A 15,779-nucleotide genomic window follows, 5' to 3' on the forward strand; every position below is an offset into this window, starting at 1 on the left:
CTGTCTCGTTGAAGGCACCGCCGCCCCAGGCACTGCCCCCCACGCACCGCCGCCCTAGGCACCGGGCCCGAGGCGGCGGCGGGCGATCACTTCCGGCGCGGCTTGAACGACGTGGAGCACTTCCACGTCGTCTTGCCCTTCGTGGCGGTGACGGTGACCTTGACCGTACGGTTCGGGGTCGCGCCCGAGATGTAGTACTTCAGGCTCGCCTTGCCCTTCGTCGAAGCGGTCGCCCGCTTCTTCGTCTTCGTCGTCTTGTAGTGTGCGACGGTTTCGATCTTGGCCTTCGAGCCGACCTTCGAGACCTCGACCCAGGTGTTCGAGTACTGGCGCGGCTGGCTGATCGACATCTTCGCGGAGCAGGACTTCGGCGCGGCCGCAGCAGGTGCGACATCGGTGAAGACGGAGCCGGAGATGAGAGCGAGCGCGGCAAGTCCGGCAGCCAGTGAGCGGCGAGCCGAGGTGGTGGCAGAACGGCGGGTGAAAACAGCAGCAGTCATGGCAGATCCTTGGAAGAGACGAGAATGAGAAGAAGGTGGCACTGCCTGCGCATTCGGTAGGTCAAGACGTCATCAGCTGTTTCGTTCCGCAGTGCCGGTGATATGGAGCATCATACGCCCACCGGGGTATCGGCAGAGAACCGGGGTCGCACAAGCCTCCCTGTCCGCCGGCCCGCCGGATTGCCCCTGCCGTCGTGCGACTCTTTCGGCACCGAACGCCTGTACGCTGAGTGCAGATGCCACTGAGTGACGGAAGGCGACGACGATGAAGCACCCTCTGAGCGGACGCACTGTTCTCATCACCGGCGGCGGCAGCGGCATCGGCCGGCTGCTCGCCGAGGGTGCCGCCGCCCGCGGCGCCCGGGTGGTGATCTGGGATCTTTCGCCCACCTCGGGTGCGGCAGCCTGCGCTTCGATCCGGTCCCGAGGCGGTGCGGCGACCTCCTTCGCCGTCGACGTCACCGACCGGGAGGCAGTCGCCTCCGCAGCGGTGGAGACCGGCCCGGTCGATGTGCTCGTCAACAACGCCGGAATCGTGACCGGCAAGCGGCTGCTCGACGCTGCCGATGAGGAGATCGAGCGCACCTTCGCCGTCAACACCCTCGCCCTGTACTGGGTGACCCGGGCGTTCCTGCCGGGCATGATCGCCCGACGCTCCGGGCTGGTGGTGACGATCTCGAGTGCGGCAGGCCTGGTCGGGGTGGCGAAGCAGACCGACTACTCGGCCAGCAAGTTCGCCGCCGTCGGGTTCGCAGAATCGCTGCGCGTCGAACTGGCCAAGGACGACACTGGTGTCGACTCCTTCGTCGTGTGCCCGTACTACATCGACACCGGCATGTTCGCCGGCGTCAAGACGAAGTTCCCGCGCCTGCTGCCGATCCTCAGCCCGGACTATGCCGCCGGCCGGATCCTCGACGCGATCGAATCCGGGCGCATCCAGCTCATCATGCCCCGGTTCGTGCGCACCCTGCCGCTCGTGCGTATGCTGCCGGCCGCCTGGTTCGACCAGATCATGAACGCCCTGGGCGTCAACAACACGATGGATGCCTTCACCGGCCGCCGGCAGCCGGCAGAACCCAAAACCGCGACGGTGGATCGGCAGGTCTGAGATGAGCTATCCGCCCTACCCGCCGCGTCCGCCGGGACCACCGCGTCGGCCTGGACCGCTGCCTCCATCCCGAGCGGGACAGCCGCCGCCACCGCCTCGGCGCCGGACACCCGGACCGCGAGTCGCGCACCCGCGACCGGACACGACACCAGGCTCCACACCTGCCGACCGGCGGCCGCCGCGCTGGATCTCCGACGTCGGGCAGTGTGTGGGAATGGGGCTCATCTGGCTCATCATCGGCACCGTGCTCGTCATCGGTGTGCACTTCAGGCTCGTGCGCAACGACGACTTCTCGATCATCGAGGACACGGAAGGCTTTGCGGCGCTGTGGCTCGGTCTTCTCGGCATGGTGGTGCCGCTGGTGTTCATCGGCGAGAAGCGCCCCGATCGCGGCGTGCGCTTCCACGGGCTGGTGTCGATGCTCACCGTCAGCGTCGTTCTCGTCGCGCTGATGGGGCTCATCGCCGCGGTCGCCTGGAAGCCGATCGTCGGCACCGAAGTCGTGCCCGGCAGCGTGCTCGACGAGCTCTTCTCCACCCCAGCGGCTGCGCTCATCATCTTTCTCTTCCTGCTCACGGCGACTGCCGTCGCGATCGCCGCGGCCATCCCGCTGGCAGCAGGGACGTTCCCGCGCTGGGTGAGCGCCGGGATCGGTCTGCCGGTGTGGATCATCGCCGGCATCGCCAGTGGGTTCGCCGGGATCTTCGTCTTCGGCGGCCCGCCGACACTGCTGCGTCTGGGAGTGTGGTTCCTCGCCGCCGTCGTGAGCCTGGCGGTCATGTGCCTCGTGCTCGTGCTGGTGCAGCGCTGGCGGGTCAGGCACGGCATCATCCCGCGTGGAGGCTCTCAGACACTCAGGCGCTGAGGCTCTCCGCTGCTGAGGCGCTGAGACGGCGGGCCGTACGTCGCCGGCAGCGCCTATCGTGTGACTATGACGCATACCACAGATCGCTATCCCGCTGCTGAGCTCACCGACGTCCCCGCCGATATCCGCGCCCGCATCGAAGAGGTCGGTCAGCAGACCGGCTTCGTGCCCAACGTCTTCATCCACCTCGCACGCCGGCCGGCGGAGTTCCGGGCGTTCTTCGCCTACTACGACGCGCTGATGGAGAAGGACACCGGCAACCTCACCAAGGCCGATCGGGAGATGATCATCACCGTCACCTCGGCGGCCAACAGCTGCCTGTACTGTGTGGTCGCACACGGGGCGGTGCTGCGGATCTTCGAGAAGGACCCCCACATTGCCGATAAGGTCGCGCTGAACTACCGGCACGCCGATCTGCCCGCGCGGCAGACGGCGATGCTCGACTTCGCGATGAAGGTCCAGCAGACCCCGTGGCTCATCTGCGATGACGACTTCGCCGCACTGGCTGCCCACGGGTTCGACGACGAGGACGCCTGGGACATCACCGCGATCACCGGGTTCTTCGGGCTGTCGAACCGGATGGCGACTGTCACCGGGATGACTCCGAACCCGGAGTTCTACCTCATGGGCCGGGTGCCCCGCGACAAGCGGTGACGCTTCAGCCGGTGACCTCTCAGTCGGCGACATCTCAACCCTCGCCGCGCCCTGAGCAGACATCGCGCACCCGCTCTCCACGCTGAGTTGACCACCCGCGCACACTCATTGACAACCCGTGCGCCGGGTCGCCCATCCCCTCCCGCAGTGTGGCCGGCATCACTAGCCTGAGGTGAGAACGAGCCCCACGCCAGCAGCGCCGGACGCGGCACATGGCGAGGAGCCCCGCTCGTTCCGGCGAGAGCACAGCACCGGACACCGGTCACAGCACCGCGCGCCGGTCGCAGCACCGGAGGCCGGTCGCGCCGGCCGGAGAGGCGACGCAGAGGTCGCCTCCTCCAGGTGCCTGACGGTGCTTTCGCTGAGTCCCGACGTCATCTTTGTGGAAGTGATGGATATGACCAGCAGAGTCCTCATCATCGGTGCCGGCTTCGCCGGTCTGACCGCCGCCCGCGAACTCGAAGCCCTCGGTGCCGAGGTTGAGATCTTCGAAGCCCGCGACCGCGTCGGCGGCCGCGCATGGACCACCGAACTCCTCGGCCACACCCTCGAACTCGGCGCCACCTGGGTGCACTGGATGCAGCCGTTCGTATGGACCGAGATCGTCCGCTACAACCAGAAGCTCGTCGCCAGCCCCGAATATGAGAAGGCGATGTGGCTCGGCGGCGGCGACGTGCATGCCGGCAGCGAAGAGGACCTCGACGCGACGCTGCAGCGACCGCAGGCGAAGATCTTCGAAGACTCCGAGGAGTTCTTCCCCTTCCCGCACGACCCGCTCTACGTGCTCTCCGAAAGCTACGACGGCGACCCCGATCTCGCCGAACGGTTCCGGCAGGCCGATGAGGGCAGTGTGCTCGATGCGCTGCGCAACGGCGACTACAGCCAGGAGGAGATCGACGTGTGCGACGCCTACTGGTCAGCCGGCTACAACGGCTACACCGCCACCGCCTCACCGCTGATGGCCAAGCACTGGGCGGCCCTGTCCGACCACCGGCTCTCCCTGCTCGATGAGCAGACCCTGAAGTTCAAGCTCGCAGGCGGCATGCGCGGACTCTATGACAACATCGCCGCCGATGTGCGCGGACCGATCCACCTGAGCACCCCGGTTGCGAAGATCGAACACGGTGACGGCGCCCGCCTGACCCTGGCCGACGGCCGGGTCGTCGACGGCGATGCCGTCATCTGCACCGTGCCGATCGGAGCGCTGTCCGGCGTCGAATTCTCCCCGGCCCTGCCCGAGGCGATGCGCAGCGTCGTCGAGACCGGCACCAACTCCACTGGCTTCAAGATCTGGATCAAGATCAAGGGCCACCACAACTTCATCGCCACCGCCCCGCAGCCGAGCCCGATCGCGATGACGAAGGCCGAGTACTTCCTCGACGACGACACCACGATCCTCGTCGGCTTCGGCGCAGACCACACCGCCATCGACCTGACCGACACCGCCCAGGTGCAGGAGGTGATGCGCCAGTGGGATCCCGAGATCACCGTCGTCGACAGCGGCGGACACGACTGGTCAGCCGACCAGTGGAGCGGCCAGACCTGGGCGACGATCCGCTCCGGGCAGTTCATCAACGGCTGGAGCACCTTCCTCGACACCGACTCGGCGTTGTACTTCGCCGGCGCCGACTACGCCAAGGGCTGGAACGGCGTCGTCGTCGACGGGGCGATCGAATCCGGCATCACCACCGCCCGCCGCGTTCACCGCGAGACGGCAGCCGCCCGCACTGAGAGGAGCGCATCATGAACGCCTCATCAGCCCCGCCGGCAGGCCCGCCGACCTCCGGCAGCGGCACGCCGAGGCGACCCGGCGCTCACACCACCGCGACCCCCACCTCGGGTGCCACCACCGCCTCGGGCGCGACCGCCACCTCGGGCGCGGCCGCCGACACGCGCCTGGCCGCCCGCACCCTGGGCGTGAAGGAACTCGTGTTCCTCATCATCGCCGCCTCCGCACCCCTGACCGTGCTCGCCGGTGGCGCGACGACGAGCTTCGCGGTCACCGGCGACCTCGGGGTGCCGGTGGGCTACCTTGTGCTCGGAGCGGTGCTCATCTTCTTCGCGATCGGCTACGGGCGGATGAGCTCCTTCGTGCGCAACGCCGGCGCTTTCTACGCCTACATCTCCACCGGCATCGGCACGCGGCTGGGCATCGGCGCGTCCTTCCTCGCGATGGCCGCATACAACGCGATGCAGATCGGCCTCTACGGCATCTTCGGCTTCGTCACCGCCTCGTTCATCAACGACAAACTCGGCACCAGCCTGCCGTGGTGGGCCTGCGCGCTCGCCGCCCTCATCGTCGTCGCCGTGCTCGGCGTGCGCAAGGTCGACCTGTCGGCCAGCGTGCTCGCGATCATCGTGTCCTTGGAGTTCCTCGTCGTCCTCGTCGTCAGCGCGATCTCTGTGGCCGTGGCCCCCGAAGGGCTGAGCGCCGAGCCGTTCCTGCCTGAGCACTGGCTCACCGGCAGCCTCGGCACGCTGCTGGCCTTCGGGATCGCCGCCTTCATGGGCTTCGAATCCGGGGCGATCTACAGCGAGGAGACGAAGGACCCGCAGCGCTCGGTGTCGAAGGCGACGTTCATCGCCGTGGCGATCATCGGCGGATTCTATGCCCTGTCCGCCTGGGCGTTCGCAATGGGCGTGGGTCCCAGCCAGATCATCGCCGGATCCCAGGAGCTCGGCCCGGATCTCATGTTCGCCTTCCTCGGCGAGTATGTGCCGGTCATGTTCACCGACATCGCCTTCATCCTGTTCGTCACGAGCATCTTCGCCGCGCTCATGGCCTTCCACAACGCCGCCGCCCGCTACTTCTTCTCCCTCGGCCGGGCTCGCGTGCTGCCCGCCTGGCTGGGCCACACCGGTGCCCGCACCCAGGCGCCGGCGGCCGGGTCGCTGACGCAGTCGGGGCTGGCAGTCGTGTTCATCATCGTCTTCGCCCTCGCCGGCATGGGCTCCGCGCTCGGTCCGCTGTTCCCGGTGCTGACGATGTTCACGTGGCTGACGAACACCGCAGCCTTCGGGATGGTGCTGCTGCTGTGCCTGACCTCACTGGCGGTGATCGGCTACTTCCGCACCCGCACCGGTGCGCACCCGGCGTTCGTCCGGCTGTGGGCGCCGATCATCGCGACGCTCGGGCTCGGGATCATCTTCGTGCTCATCATGCTCAACTTCGATGCCATGATCGACGCTGAGGGCTCGCCGTTGACCTGGATCCTGCCAGGAGCGATGGTGGGCACCGGACTCATCGGCCTGGCCTGGGGCCAGTACCTCAAATCCCGCCGCCCGGACATCTATGACGCGCTGGCCGAGGCGAACATCGGCTGAGCGCCGTCCCGGGGGCCTGAGGTGGTCGGGGCTGGCCGTCGTCAGCCGGCAGAGGTGTCAATGAGTTTCGATAGATTTGCTGCCACGGACTCTCGCGGTTCGGCGGGGTTCGGTACCGAGGCCGGACCCGCTGTCGCGTTCTAGACAAAGCTTCGTACCACTAGTCGTAAGTGTTGCAAGCTGGTCAGAAATGTCCGGCGTACTTGCGTGCGAGGCTTTTCGAGAGTTCAGGGATTGAGCGCCCGTCTGGTTTTTTCGCGAAACGACTATTCCAATTATCTCGCCGGATACGCTCCCGAATGCGTCTTCGGAAGTAGCACTGCGGCACCCTGTGTCCCTCAACGCAGCCAGTAGTGCGGCAAGTGTCTCGCGGTCAGTCTCACCGCGCGTGCTGGATGGACAAGCTAAAGGTGTCACAATGGGTCAAAAGTCTGCCCGATGACCGTCGTACAGCTAAATGCAAAGATGCTTATGCGGATCCTCGCAGGAAAGCAAGGTCGCGCAAGGAATGCAACGTTAGTGGCTACGAATACCCTGTCATCTATTACTTTCGCGCAATATGCTCGGCGATCTGTCAAGTATAAACTTGAACGTGCTACCGATACGGGTGGTGCACCGCATTGGTGATCCCAGATGTTCTGGACGCGGCGCTGGAATGTGGCCGTCGTCAGAAAGTAGGCAGATATGAAAGCTGCGTTGAAACGAACCGGATCTCTCATGGTGAGTGGCGCCGTTTCTTCTTCATTCAGACGCAGGCGGCAAGATGGAATTGGAATTCGTTTGCAAACTGCACGGCAAACGGGCTCGGTGTTAAGGCTGCGCAGGAGATTGTGAAGGCGTTCGCTGAACCGAAAGTCAGAAAGGCGCTTAAGAGCAAGCAGTACAAAAAGGCCTCATCGATCGCTTTCAATATCCTCAAGAAGACGTCGCCGAAGATCGCTAGTTTTATCATAAAGCGTGCTGCCAATGCGGCTTTGCCTGGTGGAGTAGTTACGTTCTTCTCGATTCCTGTAGGCAAATGTGCCGTCAAGGAACTGTTCAACCGGAGAGAATAGATGATTCGAAGTTGGTTTAAATCGGCCTCAACCAAGGCCATCGGATGGGTGGCGGTGATAGCGGCGATCGTGCTGATCGCGGTTCCGACGGCGATATGGTTCGGCGCCGCTTCTCTTATTTTTGAGACCCCTCAGGAGGGTCTGCGGTCATTCTTCATTGTTCTCGCCATCGGCGCATTTCTGATCGTGGTGGAGCTCATCTCTGACCTCGTGAAGGAGAAGACGAAGAACAAGCGTTGACCCACCAGCACAGCGGAGGACAGGTCGCCAAATGCGTGCCTGTCCCCGCCGACTGAGTTTCTCAGTACGTCACAACATGCGGCTGCGCGACTTCCTTGAGCCCGGCCACACCGAACTCCAGGCCGAAACCGGATTCCTTCGCCCCGCCGAAGGGCATCCGCGGATCGACGGCACCGTGCTTGTTGATCCACGTCGTGCCGGCCTCCAGGCGGGCAGCGACATCGAGGGCCTTCTGGCGGTCAGCCGACCACACCGAGGAGCCCAGCCCCACGTCGAGGCTGTTGGCCCACTCGATGGCCTGGTCGAGATCGTCGTAGGCGATGATCGGCAGCGCCGGACCGAACTGCTCTTCGACGACGAGCGGATTGTCCGGGTCGATGTCGGAGACGAGCGTGATCGGGTAGAAGTAGCCCGGCGCCTCGGCGTCGTACTCACCGCCGGTGAGGATCGTCGCACCGGACTTCCGGGCATCGTCGACGAGACCGGCGACGATGTCGCGCTGGGCGGCGTTCTGCAGCGGTCCGAGCACATTGTCCTCATCCAGGCCCACGCCCATCGGCATCGCCTCGGCGACCTTGACGAGCGCATCGCAGACCTCGCGGCAGAGCGCGCGCGGCACATAGAGCCGCTTGAGCGCGGCACAGGTCTGGCCGGTGTTGATGAACGCGCCCCAGAACAGGTCCTCGGCGATCGCAGCCGGGTCGGCATCGTCGAGGACGATGCCGGCATCGTTGCCGCCGAGCTCCATCGTCATCCGCTTGACCGTGTCGCTGGCGGCCTTGATGATCGCCTTGCCGGTCGCCGTCGATCCGGTGAACATGATCTTCGCGACGTCCGGGTGCCGGGTGAGCTTCTCGCCGATGCCGCCGCCACCGCACACCGGGATGAGCACATCGGCCGGCAGTGCCGAGTTGATGACGTCGACGAGGGCGAGCACGCTCAGCGGCGTGTAGCTGCTGGGCTTGATGACGACGGTGTTGCCCATCCGCAGGCTCGGGGCGAGCTGCCACACCGAGATCATCATCGGCCAGTTCCACGGCCCGATCGCCCCGACGACGCCGAGCGGCCGGTAGCGCACCTCGGCGTAGGTCTCGCCGTCGTCGATGACGACCTCGGGTTCGAGCGGGAAGTCGGCGTTGGCGCGCATCCAGGCGGCGCAGGCACCCACCTCGAAGCGGGCGTTGGGGCCGTTGAGCGGCTTGCCCTGTTCGCGGGAGAGCAGCTGGGCGAGCTCCTCGGCGTGGGCTTCGATCGCGTCGGCGGCGGCGTGCAGGGCGGCGCTGCGCTCGGCATCGGGGGTTGCCGCCCAGTCCTGCTGGGCGGCCTTCGCAGCGGCGACGGCCGCGTCGAGATCCGCTTCCGAGGCGGTGGGCGCGTGGCCGATGAGCTCACCGGTGGCGGGGTCGTGGATGGCATCACCGCCGTCGCGGGCGACGATGCGCGCGAGCAGGCCGGTGTCAGTGGTGTCAGCGGTCATGGAGTCCTCCTGAGGTGACATGGATGCTGTTTCAGCATCCGTGACCTGGACCACTGCTGTCTAGGCCACAGATGCACACCGCTGGTCAATGCGTGCGCGATCACGTCGCAGTCAGGCCCCGCCAGCGCTGTGTCGGCCGCCGTGTGGGACCGCGTGGCCGGTCGCCGGGTGCGGCGCTGTCACCCGGCTTCGTTGAGCGGCGGTAAGTGCGCGCGCCGGTAGGCCGTCGGCGAGGTGCCGAACTCGGCTTTGAATACCCGGCTGAAGTGCGAGGCGTCCCGCAGCCCCCAGCGCGAGGCGATCGCGAGCACCGTCTGATCGGCCAGCAGCGGGTCGGTCAGGTCGCGGCGGATGTGCTCGAGCCTCCGGCTGCGGATCCAGGCGGAGACGGTGGTCTCCTGGTTGGAGAAGATCGTGTAGAGGTGGCGCAGCGAGATGTAGTGCGCCTTCGCGATCGCCGCCGGAGTCAGGTCCTCATCGCCGAGCCGGGCGATGATGTACTCGCGGACCTCCTGCGCGAGGCTGCGGGCGGGGTCGCCGACGGTGCCGTGCTGCCGGTGCAGCTCCTGGGACAGCATCGTCATGAGCAGGTCGAGGCCGGAGTGGACGAGCCGGGCGGCATGCGTGCCGGCGAGCTGGTCCATATTGCGTGCCAGCTCCCTGAAGAACGGGTTGATGATCCTACCGAGCCCCTCGTCGTGGGCGAAGGCAGTCGCGGTGACCTTGGCGACCTCATCGGGCGGCAGATCGCTGAGCTCATGGGGGAAGAGCACGACGAGCGCCCGGTTCGGTTCGGGGAAGTGCAGCCGGTAGGGCCGGTGGGTGTCGTAGATCGCCAGGTCCCCGGGCCTCAGCGTGGCGGTGCGGCCGTCCTGTTCGAGGATCGCCTGGCCGGACAGCTGCAGGCTGATCTTGTAGAAGCGGGCGTCCTCATCGGAGATGTGCGCTGCGGTGCGGTGCACGATGTGCGGGGTGGTGGCGAGTTCGAACAGCGCGACGTCCTCGACTGTGGCCTGGAGCAGCTGACCGGAGAACTCGACACCGCCGGTCGCCTCGATGTCGAGCGGTACGACGGCCTGGCTGATCGATTCCGTCCAGGTGCCCAGGTCAGCCGGTGGGGGAGCAGGCTGACCGCCCCAGGCCTGACCGTGCGCAGGCGATGCCGCAGCCGTGGAGTCTGCTTGTGGCCGTGGTGTGGGTGCTGCCGCCATCGCGCACCTGCCCTCTCCTGTCTCGGATGCCTCAGAGGTGGTCGGCTCTCTGGACAGCTGTGATACGTGTCTCTCGAGGCTACGCGCGGGCAGGGCCCGAATCAAGAGGATCGTATATGATTCCCCTCCGGCTGAGCACCCTGCGCGTGCGCTGCCGCACCGGCTGCGGCGGCCGGGCCGATGAGGGCGCGGGCCTGCACCCAGGTGAAGGCGGCGAGCACACAGAACAGCACCGCATCGAGGGCGATGTAGATGAGATGCACCGCGCTGCCTGCCTCTGCGGTGCCGGCGAGCACGGCCTCGGTGCGCGCATTCAGCAGCGGGCGCACGAGCGCGACCTTGACGATCAGCAGCCCGGCGATCGTCGCCAGCAGCGTCCAGGCTGGGCGGATCTGCCGGGTCATGATGACGGCTGAGATGAGCATGAGCGCGAGGATCCCCTCGACGATGTTCATCGCAGTGAACACGAGCCGCCCGATCCCCAGCCCCAGCGGGATCGTGATCCCGGGGGCCTGGAACTTCAGCGGCGCCTCGATGAGGTCGATGGCGATGATGAGGCCCAGCCAGATCGCAGGGATGACGAGCCGGGCAGTCAGGGCAGCAGAGCGCATGACGGCAGTCTACGCCCGACCGGCACCGTCGCCGTCAGCTGACCAGGATGCTCAACCGATGATCCCAAAACGGTAGCCGGCGTCCTGGTAGTGTTCGATGATCGCCGGCAGCGCCTGTGTCGTCAGCTGCTTGTTCTTCGCGTCGTGCATGAGCACGACCTCGACGTTCGGGTTCTTCTCAGCGTCCCGGCGCTGGGCCAGCCGGTCGAGCTGACCGGCCACGTCGTGGGGCCTGCGGCTGGCGGGTTCGGCATCGCCGTTGACGGTCGACCAGTCGATCCACGTCGCGCCGCGCTGTGCGAGTGCGGCATCGGCGGCCGTGATGTTCTTCCACGACATGTGTCCGCCGGGATACCGGTAGGCCGTCGAGGCGTAGTCCTCGCCGAGCACCCGGCGCACCGCGGCAAGCGCCCGGTCGTAGTCCCGGCCGATCCGCTCGGCTGATGCGCGTCTGCCGGGATACAGCCGCGTGTAGTCATGCGAGTGCGAGTGGATCGCCACCGCGCTGCCCTGCGCGATGATCTCCTGCACGATCGGCGCCGTCGAGTCGTCGATCTGCTTTCCCACCTGGAAGAACGTCGCGTGCACGCCGTGATCGCGCAGCACCGTGAGGTTCTTCGGCGTCTGTGCCGTCGGCCCGTCATCGAAGGTGAGGAACACGATCTTCTCATCCGGGTAGCCCGCCGCGGTGCTGCCCTCGCGCAGCCATGTGCTGACCTCGGCGGCGGGGTAGGCGTAGTCCTCGGCGGCTGCGGCATACGCCTTGCCCGGTGCCACGCCCGAGGCGGTGGGCGCCTTCTCGCTCAGCTCACCCGGCGGCCGGGTCGGGGTCTCCTGCGGGGCGGTGGTCTCAGGCTGCGGACCTGAGTCCGGCTGCTTCCCAGCTGCGTCGCCGAGGCGAGCCTCCGGTGCGGTCTCCCGGCTCGACTCGCGGCCGTCGGCAGTGGAGTGCGAGGCCGGCTGGGCCCGGTGCGTCTCGGCGTAACCGGCTGAGGCGGTGCGAGTCGACTGCGTGTCATGCAGCAGGGTGTGGGCGGCGGCCGGTGCGACGGTCAGAGCGCCGAGCCCGACGGCGGTGCAGGCAGCCAGAGTCGCCAGTGGCTGACGCGAAGTCATGGGGGAAGTCCTTCCGCGGTTGCGTTCTTCTCCGCATTCAACTCCCGATCCGCCCCGATTGCGAGGACCCAGGCCGATCACGCAGCGACTTTCCGCCCGATGCCCCGAACCGGTCCATCGGGGCCGTGGCCATCGGGGCCCGATCGCGGTCATCGGGGCTTCACCACAGTGTCACGAGATTGCCACACGGGTGCGCTGTTCGATCACCTGAGCGTGCAGTGGGGCAGGGTACATTGGCTCCCAACCGCACATCCTGTGCCCGCCCGGCATCGCTGCCGGCAGCCCACAGGCCATGACCGAGACGAAGGACATCCGATGAGACTGCCCACTCGCATCGCAGCCGCACTCGCCGCATGCGCTCTGACGCTGAGCATCCCGACCGTCGGCTCCGCTGCCACCACCCTCGACCGCGCCGCCGACGCGACCGCTGCCGAGGCGGCCACCGGTGCGACCGCTGCCGAGGCGGCCACCGCCTCGGGCGCGGACACTCCAGCGGCTGGCCCGCTCGCCGATCCCGCCACCGCCGGCGGCTCGACTGCCGGCAGCAGCGGCGGCAGCCAGCCGATCATGCTCATCATCGACGGTTCGGGCTCGATGAAGGCCGCCGACGTCGACGACGAGGGCACCACCCGGATGGACGCGGCGAAGGATGCGGCCAAGGACGTCATCGACAACCTCAACGCCAACGCCCAGGTCGGCCTGACCGCCTACGGCATGAACACCGGCAGCTCTGATGCGGAGAAGGCCGCCGGCTGCAAGGACATCGAGGTGCTCTCCCCGGTCGGGCCGATCGACGCCGATGGGCTGAAGAAGCAGGTCGATTCGATCACGGCCTCCGGCTACACACCGATCGGCGAAGCGCTGAAGAAGGCCGCCGCCGAACTGCCCGGCGACGGATCCGGCGGCATCGTGCTGCTGTCCGACGGTGAGGACACCTGCGCCCCACCGCCGCCGTGCGACGTGGCCAAGGAGCTCGTCGCGGACGGCGTCGACCTCAAGATCCACACCGTGGGCCTGCGTGTCGACGAGAAGGCCCGCAAGGAGCTCACCTGCATCGCCGACGAGACACACGGCACCTACGCTGATGCTGAGGACACCACCAGCCTGCAGGCGTCGATGCAGGCCGCCGCGCGTGCCGCGCTGACCGGCTACGAGGCCCAGGGCACCCCGATCACCGGCGGTGAGGACCGCGCGTCCGCCGTCGACATCCAGCCCGGCCAGTACCTCGACAGCCTGCCGACGGCCACCGGCAAGATCACCGAGTCGACCGGGATGCGCAGCTACAAGTTCCATCTCGACGAAGGCCAGCGCGGACTGCTGTCAGCGACGATGGTCCAGCCGTGGTCAGATTCGGGACTGATCGACTACGACGCAGTGAAGCTGGTCGTCAGCCCTGCGCAGGAGGAGAACTGCAGTCGCAACGACACGACACTGGCCAACGCGATGAACCTCGGCGATCTGCCGCCGAGCGCTTTCGTCGACACCGGCGCGATCGGCTCGGACAACGCCCGCGTCGAAGGCTCGAGGTGCTTCACCGAGGCCGGGGACTACATCGTCACCGTCGAGCGCAGCGGCGGCAGCGACCAGACCAAGGACACACCGTTCCCACTTGAGCTCAACCTCGTCGTCCAGCCCGGGACCGATCCCGGTGACTTCCCGGAGCCTGCGACCGGCCCGGAGCAGCTCGACTTCCTGCCCGCACCCGGCGATCAGGCGAGCCCGCTCGGCGGCGGCACCTCCTTCGGCACCGCCCCGGAGCTCAAGGACCCGGTGGTGACCTCGAGCATCAACGTCGGTGAGGTGCAGTACTTCAAGGTGCCGGTCAAGTACGGCCAGCAGATCCGGGTGCGCGCCGACTTCGAGGTCCCCGGCAAGGACAAGGCGATGACGGGCAACCCGAACCTGTGGATCCTCAACCCGCTGCGCCAGCAGGTCACCTCGGTGCGTCCCGGTGAACCGGGTGCACATGACTTCGACAACCAGGAGGACATCCTCGGCAAGGACGGCCACGCCTATGCCAGCAGCCGGGAGGCCACGGTGATGGCGCTCAACTCCGCGGTGCCGGTCAGCCCGCGCAACCTCGACGGCGAAGACGACCCGAAGTTCAAGACCTCACCGGCGAGCTTCGACGGGTTCTACTACTTCGCGTTCAGCTATTCCGATATCCACGGCGGGTCCTTCGGCACACCGGGGGAGTACACGCTGAGCTGGGATGTCGTCGGCGAACCGACCGACGGCCCGGGTGCTGAAGGCGCAGGGGATACCGGTGATGAGGGCGACGATCAGGCTGCCGGCGGCGACCAGTCGGTGCTCATGAGCGCACTCAAGTGGGGCGGCATCGCCCTCGGCGCGATCGTGCTCATCGGCGCGGTGCTCGTCGCGATCCTGCTGCTGCGCACCCGCCGCGCACGCATCGGCAGCTGACATGCACCGTGGGCAACCGCTTCGGGACCGGATGATCCGCGCCCGAGGCGGTTCCTGCGTTTCGCCCGCTGGTGCGGCGGCCGCGTGGTGCGGTGATGGGTTGGTGCGGTGACCGGGTGGCCGGATTCTCAGGTCACTGGGTGCCGCGGGTCATCCGGATCTCAGCCAGGTCATCAGCGGCCTCATCGACCTTGCGGGCGCCGTCAGGTGCGAAGCCGTTGCGGGCGTAGAAGCCGCGGGCGCGCGGATTGTCCTCGGCCACCCACAGTGTGGCCGGCTCAGTGCCGATCGCCGCATCCAGAAGCGCCTGGCCGAGACCGGTCCCGTAGTGGCTGCTGAGGATGTACAGCGCCCACAGCTCGAGGCCGGTGCAGTCGTCATCGCGGGTCTCACCGACGGTCGCGAACCCGATGACATCGGCATTCGACCGCAGGTCCGGCGCGGTGACCGGGGCGCCGGCATCTGTGCGAACGGCCAGGCGCGTGCGCGCACATGACTCCGGCTGCGTCAGCCGCTGTGCCCACTGCTCGGTGCGGGTGGCCAGCACCGCATCGTCGTAGAAGCGCTCATCCAGCAGGTGGCCGTAGGCCTCCCGCCACCCCTCGACGTGCACGCGGGCAATCGCAGCCCCGAGCTCCACGTCGGGCTGCGGACTGGCTTCCGGGGTGATGATGGCAAACGGCATGACAGCACCCTAGAGGAGGGGTAGTGGCTCGTCTAGACTCAGAGACATGTCCTTCTCGATCATCGACGTCGGCAACGAGCTGCTCGAACGCGCCGCCGACGAGCCGACGAAGCTGGCGACCAAACGGATCCCCTCGGACAATGCCGCGATCGTGCGCATCCTCATCGCGATGCGCACCGGCGCGCAGCTGTCCGATCATCCGAACCCTGGTGAGGCAGTCATCACGATCCACCGCGGAGCTGCCACCCTGACCGGCGAATCCGGTGAGGCGATCGCGCTCGACTCCGGCGAGACCGCCGACATCCCGCAGGAGACCCATCGGCTCGATGCCGACCGTGACACGATCGCCGTGCTCACCCTCATCCACCGCAGCCGCCTGCAGTCCTGAACGGCCGCCGGGCGCCGGCCAGCGCGCCGGCTCGCAGGGTGACCCGGCTGGGTGATCTGGCTGGTCATCTGCCGGTCAGCGGATCAGCGGATCCTGTCAATCCGCTCCAGGAGACCACCAG

Annotated in this window: 15 protein-coding genes; 9 read left to right on the forward strand and 6 right to left on the reverse strand. The window is 67.2% G+C overall.

The window, feature by feature from the left end; all coding sequences use genetic code 11:
* Positions 1 to 86 precede the first annotated feature (86 nt).
* Positions 87 to 500 (reverse strand): hypothetical protein, encoded by a 414-nt coding sequence (locus H9634_RS06725; protein WP_191725937.1) that lies wholly within the window; start codon positions 498 to 500, stop codon positions 87 to 89.
* Positions 501 to 765: 265 nt separating this feature from the next.
* Here H9634_RS06725 and H9634_RS06730 point away from each other — a divergent pair, with 265 nt between their 5' ends.
* From H9634_RS06730 to H9634_RS06760, 7 genes are all read left to right on the forward strand, one after another.
* Positions 766 to 1,608, forward strand: a complete 843-nt coding sequence (locus H9634_RS06730; protein WP_191725938.1) for an SDR family oxidoreductase — start codon at positions 766 to 768, stop codon at positions 1,606 to 1,608.
* Positions 1,609 to 1,822: 214 nt separating this feature from the next.
* Complete coding sequence (locus H9634_RS06735; RefSeq protein ID WP_191725939.1) at positions 1,823 to 2,473, forward strand: hypothetical protein; 651 nt, start codon at positions 1,823 to 1,825, stop codon at positions 2,471 to 2,473.
* Between the two features lie 66 nt (positions 2,474 to 2,539).
* The gene (locus H9634_RS06740) at positions 2,540 to 3,127 is read left to right on the forward strand and encodes a peroxidase-related enzyme (RefSeq protein WP_191725940.1); all 588 of its coding nucleotides are present in this window, start codon (positions 2,540 to 2,542) and stop codon (positions 3,125 to 3,127) included.
* Between the two features lie 397 nt (positions 3,128 to 3,524).
* On the forward strand, positions 3,525 to 4,874 hold the full coding sequence (locus H9634_RS06745; RefSeq protein WP_191725941.1) for a flavin monoamine oxidase family protein: 1,350 nt from the start codon (positions 3,525 to 3,527) through the stop codon (positions 4,872 to 4,874).
* The gene (locus H9634_RS06750) at positions 4,871 to 6,451 is read left to right on the forward strand and encodes an APC family permease (protein ID WP_191725942.1); all 1,581 of its coding nucleotides are present in this window, start codon (positions 4,871 to 4,873) and stop codon (positions 6,449 to 6,451) included. Before H9634_RS06745 ends, H9634_RS06750 begins: the two co-directional genes overlap by 4 nt.
* 623 nt (positions 6,452 to 7,074) lie before the next feature.
* Positions 7,075 to 7,506: a hypothetical protein gene (locus tag H9634_RS06755; RefSeq protein WP_191725943.1), complete on the forward strand. Its 432-nt coding sequence runs from the start codon at positions 7,075 to 7,077 to the stop codon at positions 7,504 to 7,506.
* Positions 7,507 to 7,746, forward strand: coding sequence for a hypothetical protein (locus H9634_RS06760; protein WP_191725944.1), 240 nt, complete (start codon positions 7,507 to 7,509; stop codon positions 7,744 to 7,746). It begins immediately after the preceding gene.
* Positions 7,747 to 7,807: 61 nt separating this feature from the next.
* On the opposite strand, the gene H9634_RS06765 is transcribed toward H9634_RS06760, so the two are convergent.
* The 4 genes from H9634_RS06765 to H9634_RS06780 all read right to left on the reverse strand — a co-directional run bounded on the left by H9634_RS06765 (position 7,808) and on the right by H9634_RS06780 (position 12,161).
* Positions 7,808 to 9,223, reverse strand: a complete 1,416-nt coding sequence (locus H9634_RS06765) for an aldehyde dehydrogenase family protein (RefSeq protein WP_191725945.1) — start codon at positions 9,221 to 9,223, stop codon at positions 7,808 to 7,810.
* Positions 9,224 to 9,402: 179 nt separating this feature from the next.
* Complete coding sequence (locus H9634_RS06770) at positions 9,403 to 10,434, reverse strand: AraC-like ligand-binding domain-containing protein (RefSeq protein ID WP_191725946.1); 1,032 nt, start codon at positions 10,432 to 10,434, stop codon at positions 9,403 to 9,405.
* Positions 10,435 to 10,535: 101 nt separating this feature from the next.
* Positions 10,536 to 11,045, reverse strand: a complete 510-nt coding sequence (locus H9634_RS06775; protein WP_191725947.1) for a hypothetical protein — start codon at positions 11,043 to 11,045, stop codon at positions 10,536 to 10,538.
* A 51-nt stretch (positions 11,046 to 11,096) separates the two neighbouring features.
* Positions 11,097 to 12,161, reverse strand: coding sequence for a polysaccharide deacetylase family protein (locus H9634_RS06780; protein WP_191725948.1), 1,065 nt, complete (start codon positions 12,159 to 12,161; stop codon positions 11,097 to 11,099).
* 315 nt (positions 12,162 to 12,476) lie between these two features.
* Between H9634_RS06780 and H9634_RS06785 the strand changes: the two genes are divergently transcribed.
* Entirely contained in the window at positions 12,477 to 14,585 is a 2,109-nt protein-coding gene (locus tag H9634_RS06785; RefSeq protein WP_191725949.1) for a vWA domain-containing protein, read from the forward strand.
* 133 nt (positions 14,586 to 14,718) lie between these two features.
* On the opposite strand, the gene H9634_RS06790 is transcribed toward H9634_RS06785, so the two are convergent.
* Positions 14,719 to 15,270, reverse strand: a complete 552-nt coding sequence (locus H9634_RS06790; protein ID WP_191725950.1) for a GNAT family N-acetyltransferase — start codon at positions 15,268 to 15,270, stop codon at positions 14,719 to 14,721.
* Between the two features lie 46 nt (positions 15,271 to 15,316).
* Between H9634_RS06790 and H9634_RS06795 the strand changes: the two genes are divergently transcribed.
* Positions 15,317 to 15,658 (forward strand): cupin domain-containing protein, encoded by a 342-nt coding sequence (locus H9634_RS06795; protein ID WP_175293207.1) that lies wholly within the window; start codon positions 15,317 to 15,319, stop codon positions 15,656 to 15,658.
* Positions 15,659 to 15,779 lie beyond the last annotated feature (121 nt).

This window comes from Brevibacterium gallinarum (genome assembly GCF_014836885.1).
GTDB classification, from domain to species: domain Bacteria; phylum Actinomycetota; class Actinomycetes; order Actinomycetales; family Brevibacteriaceae; genus Brevibacterium; species Brevibacterium gallinarum.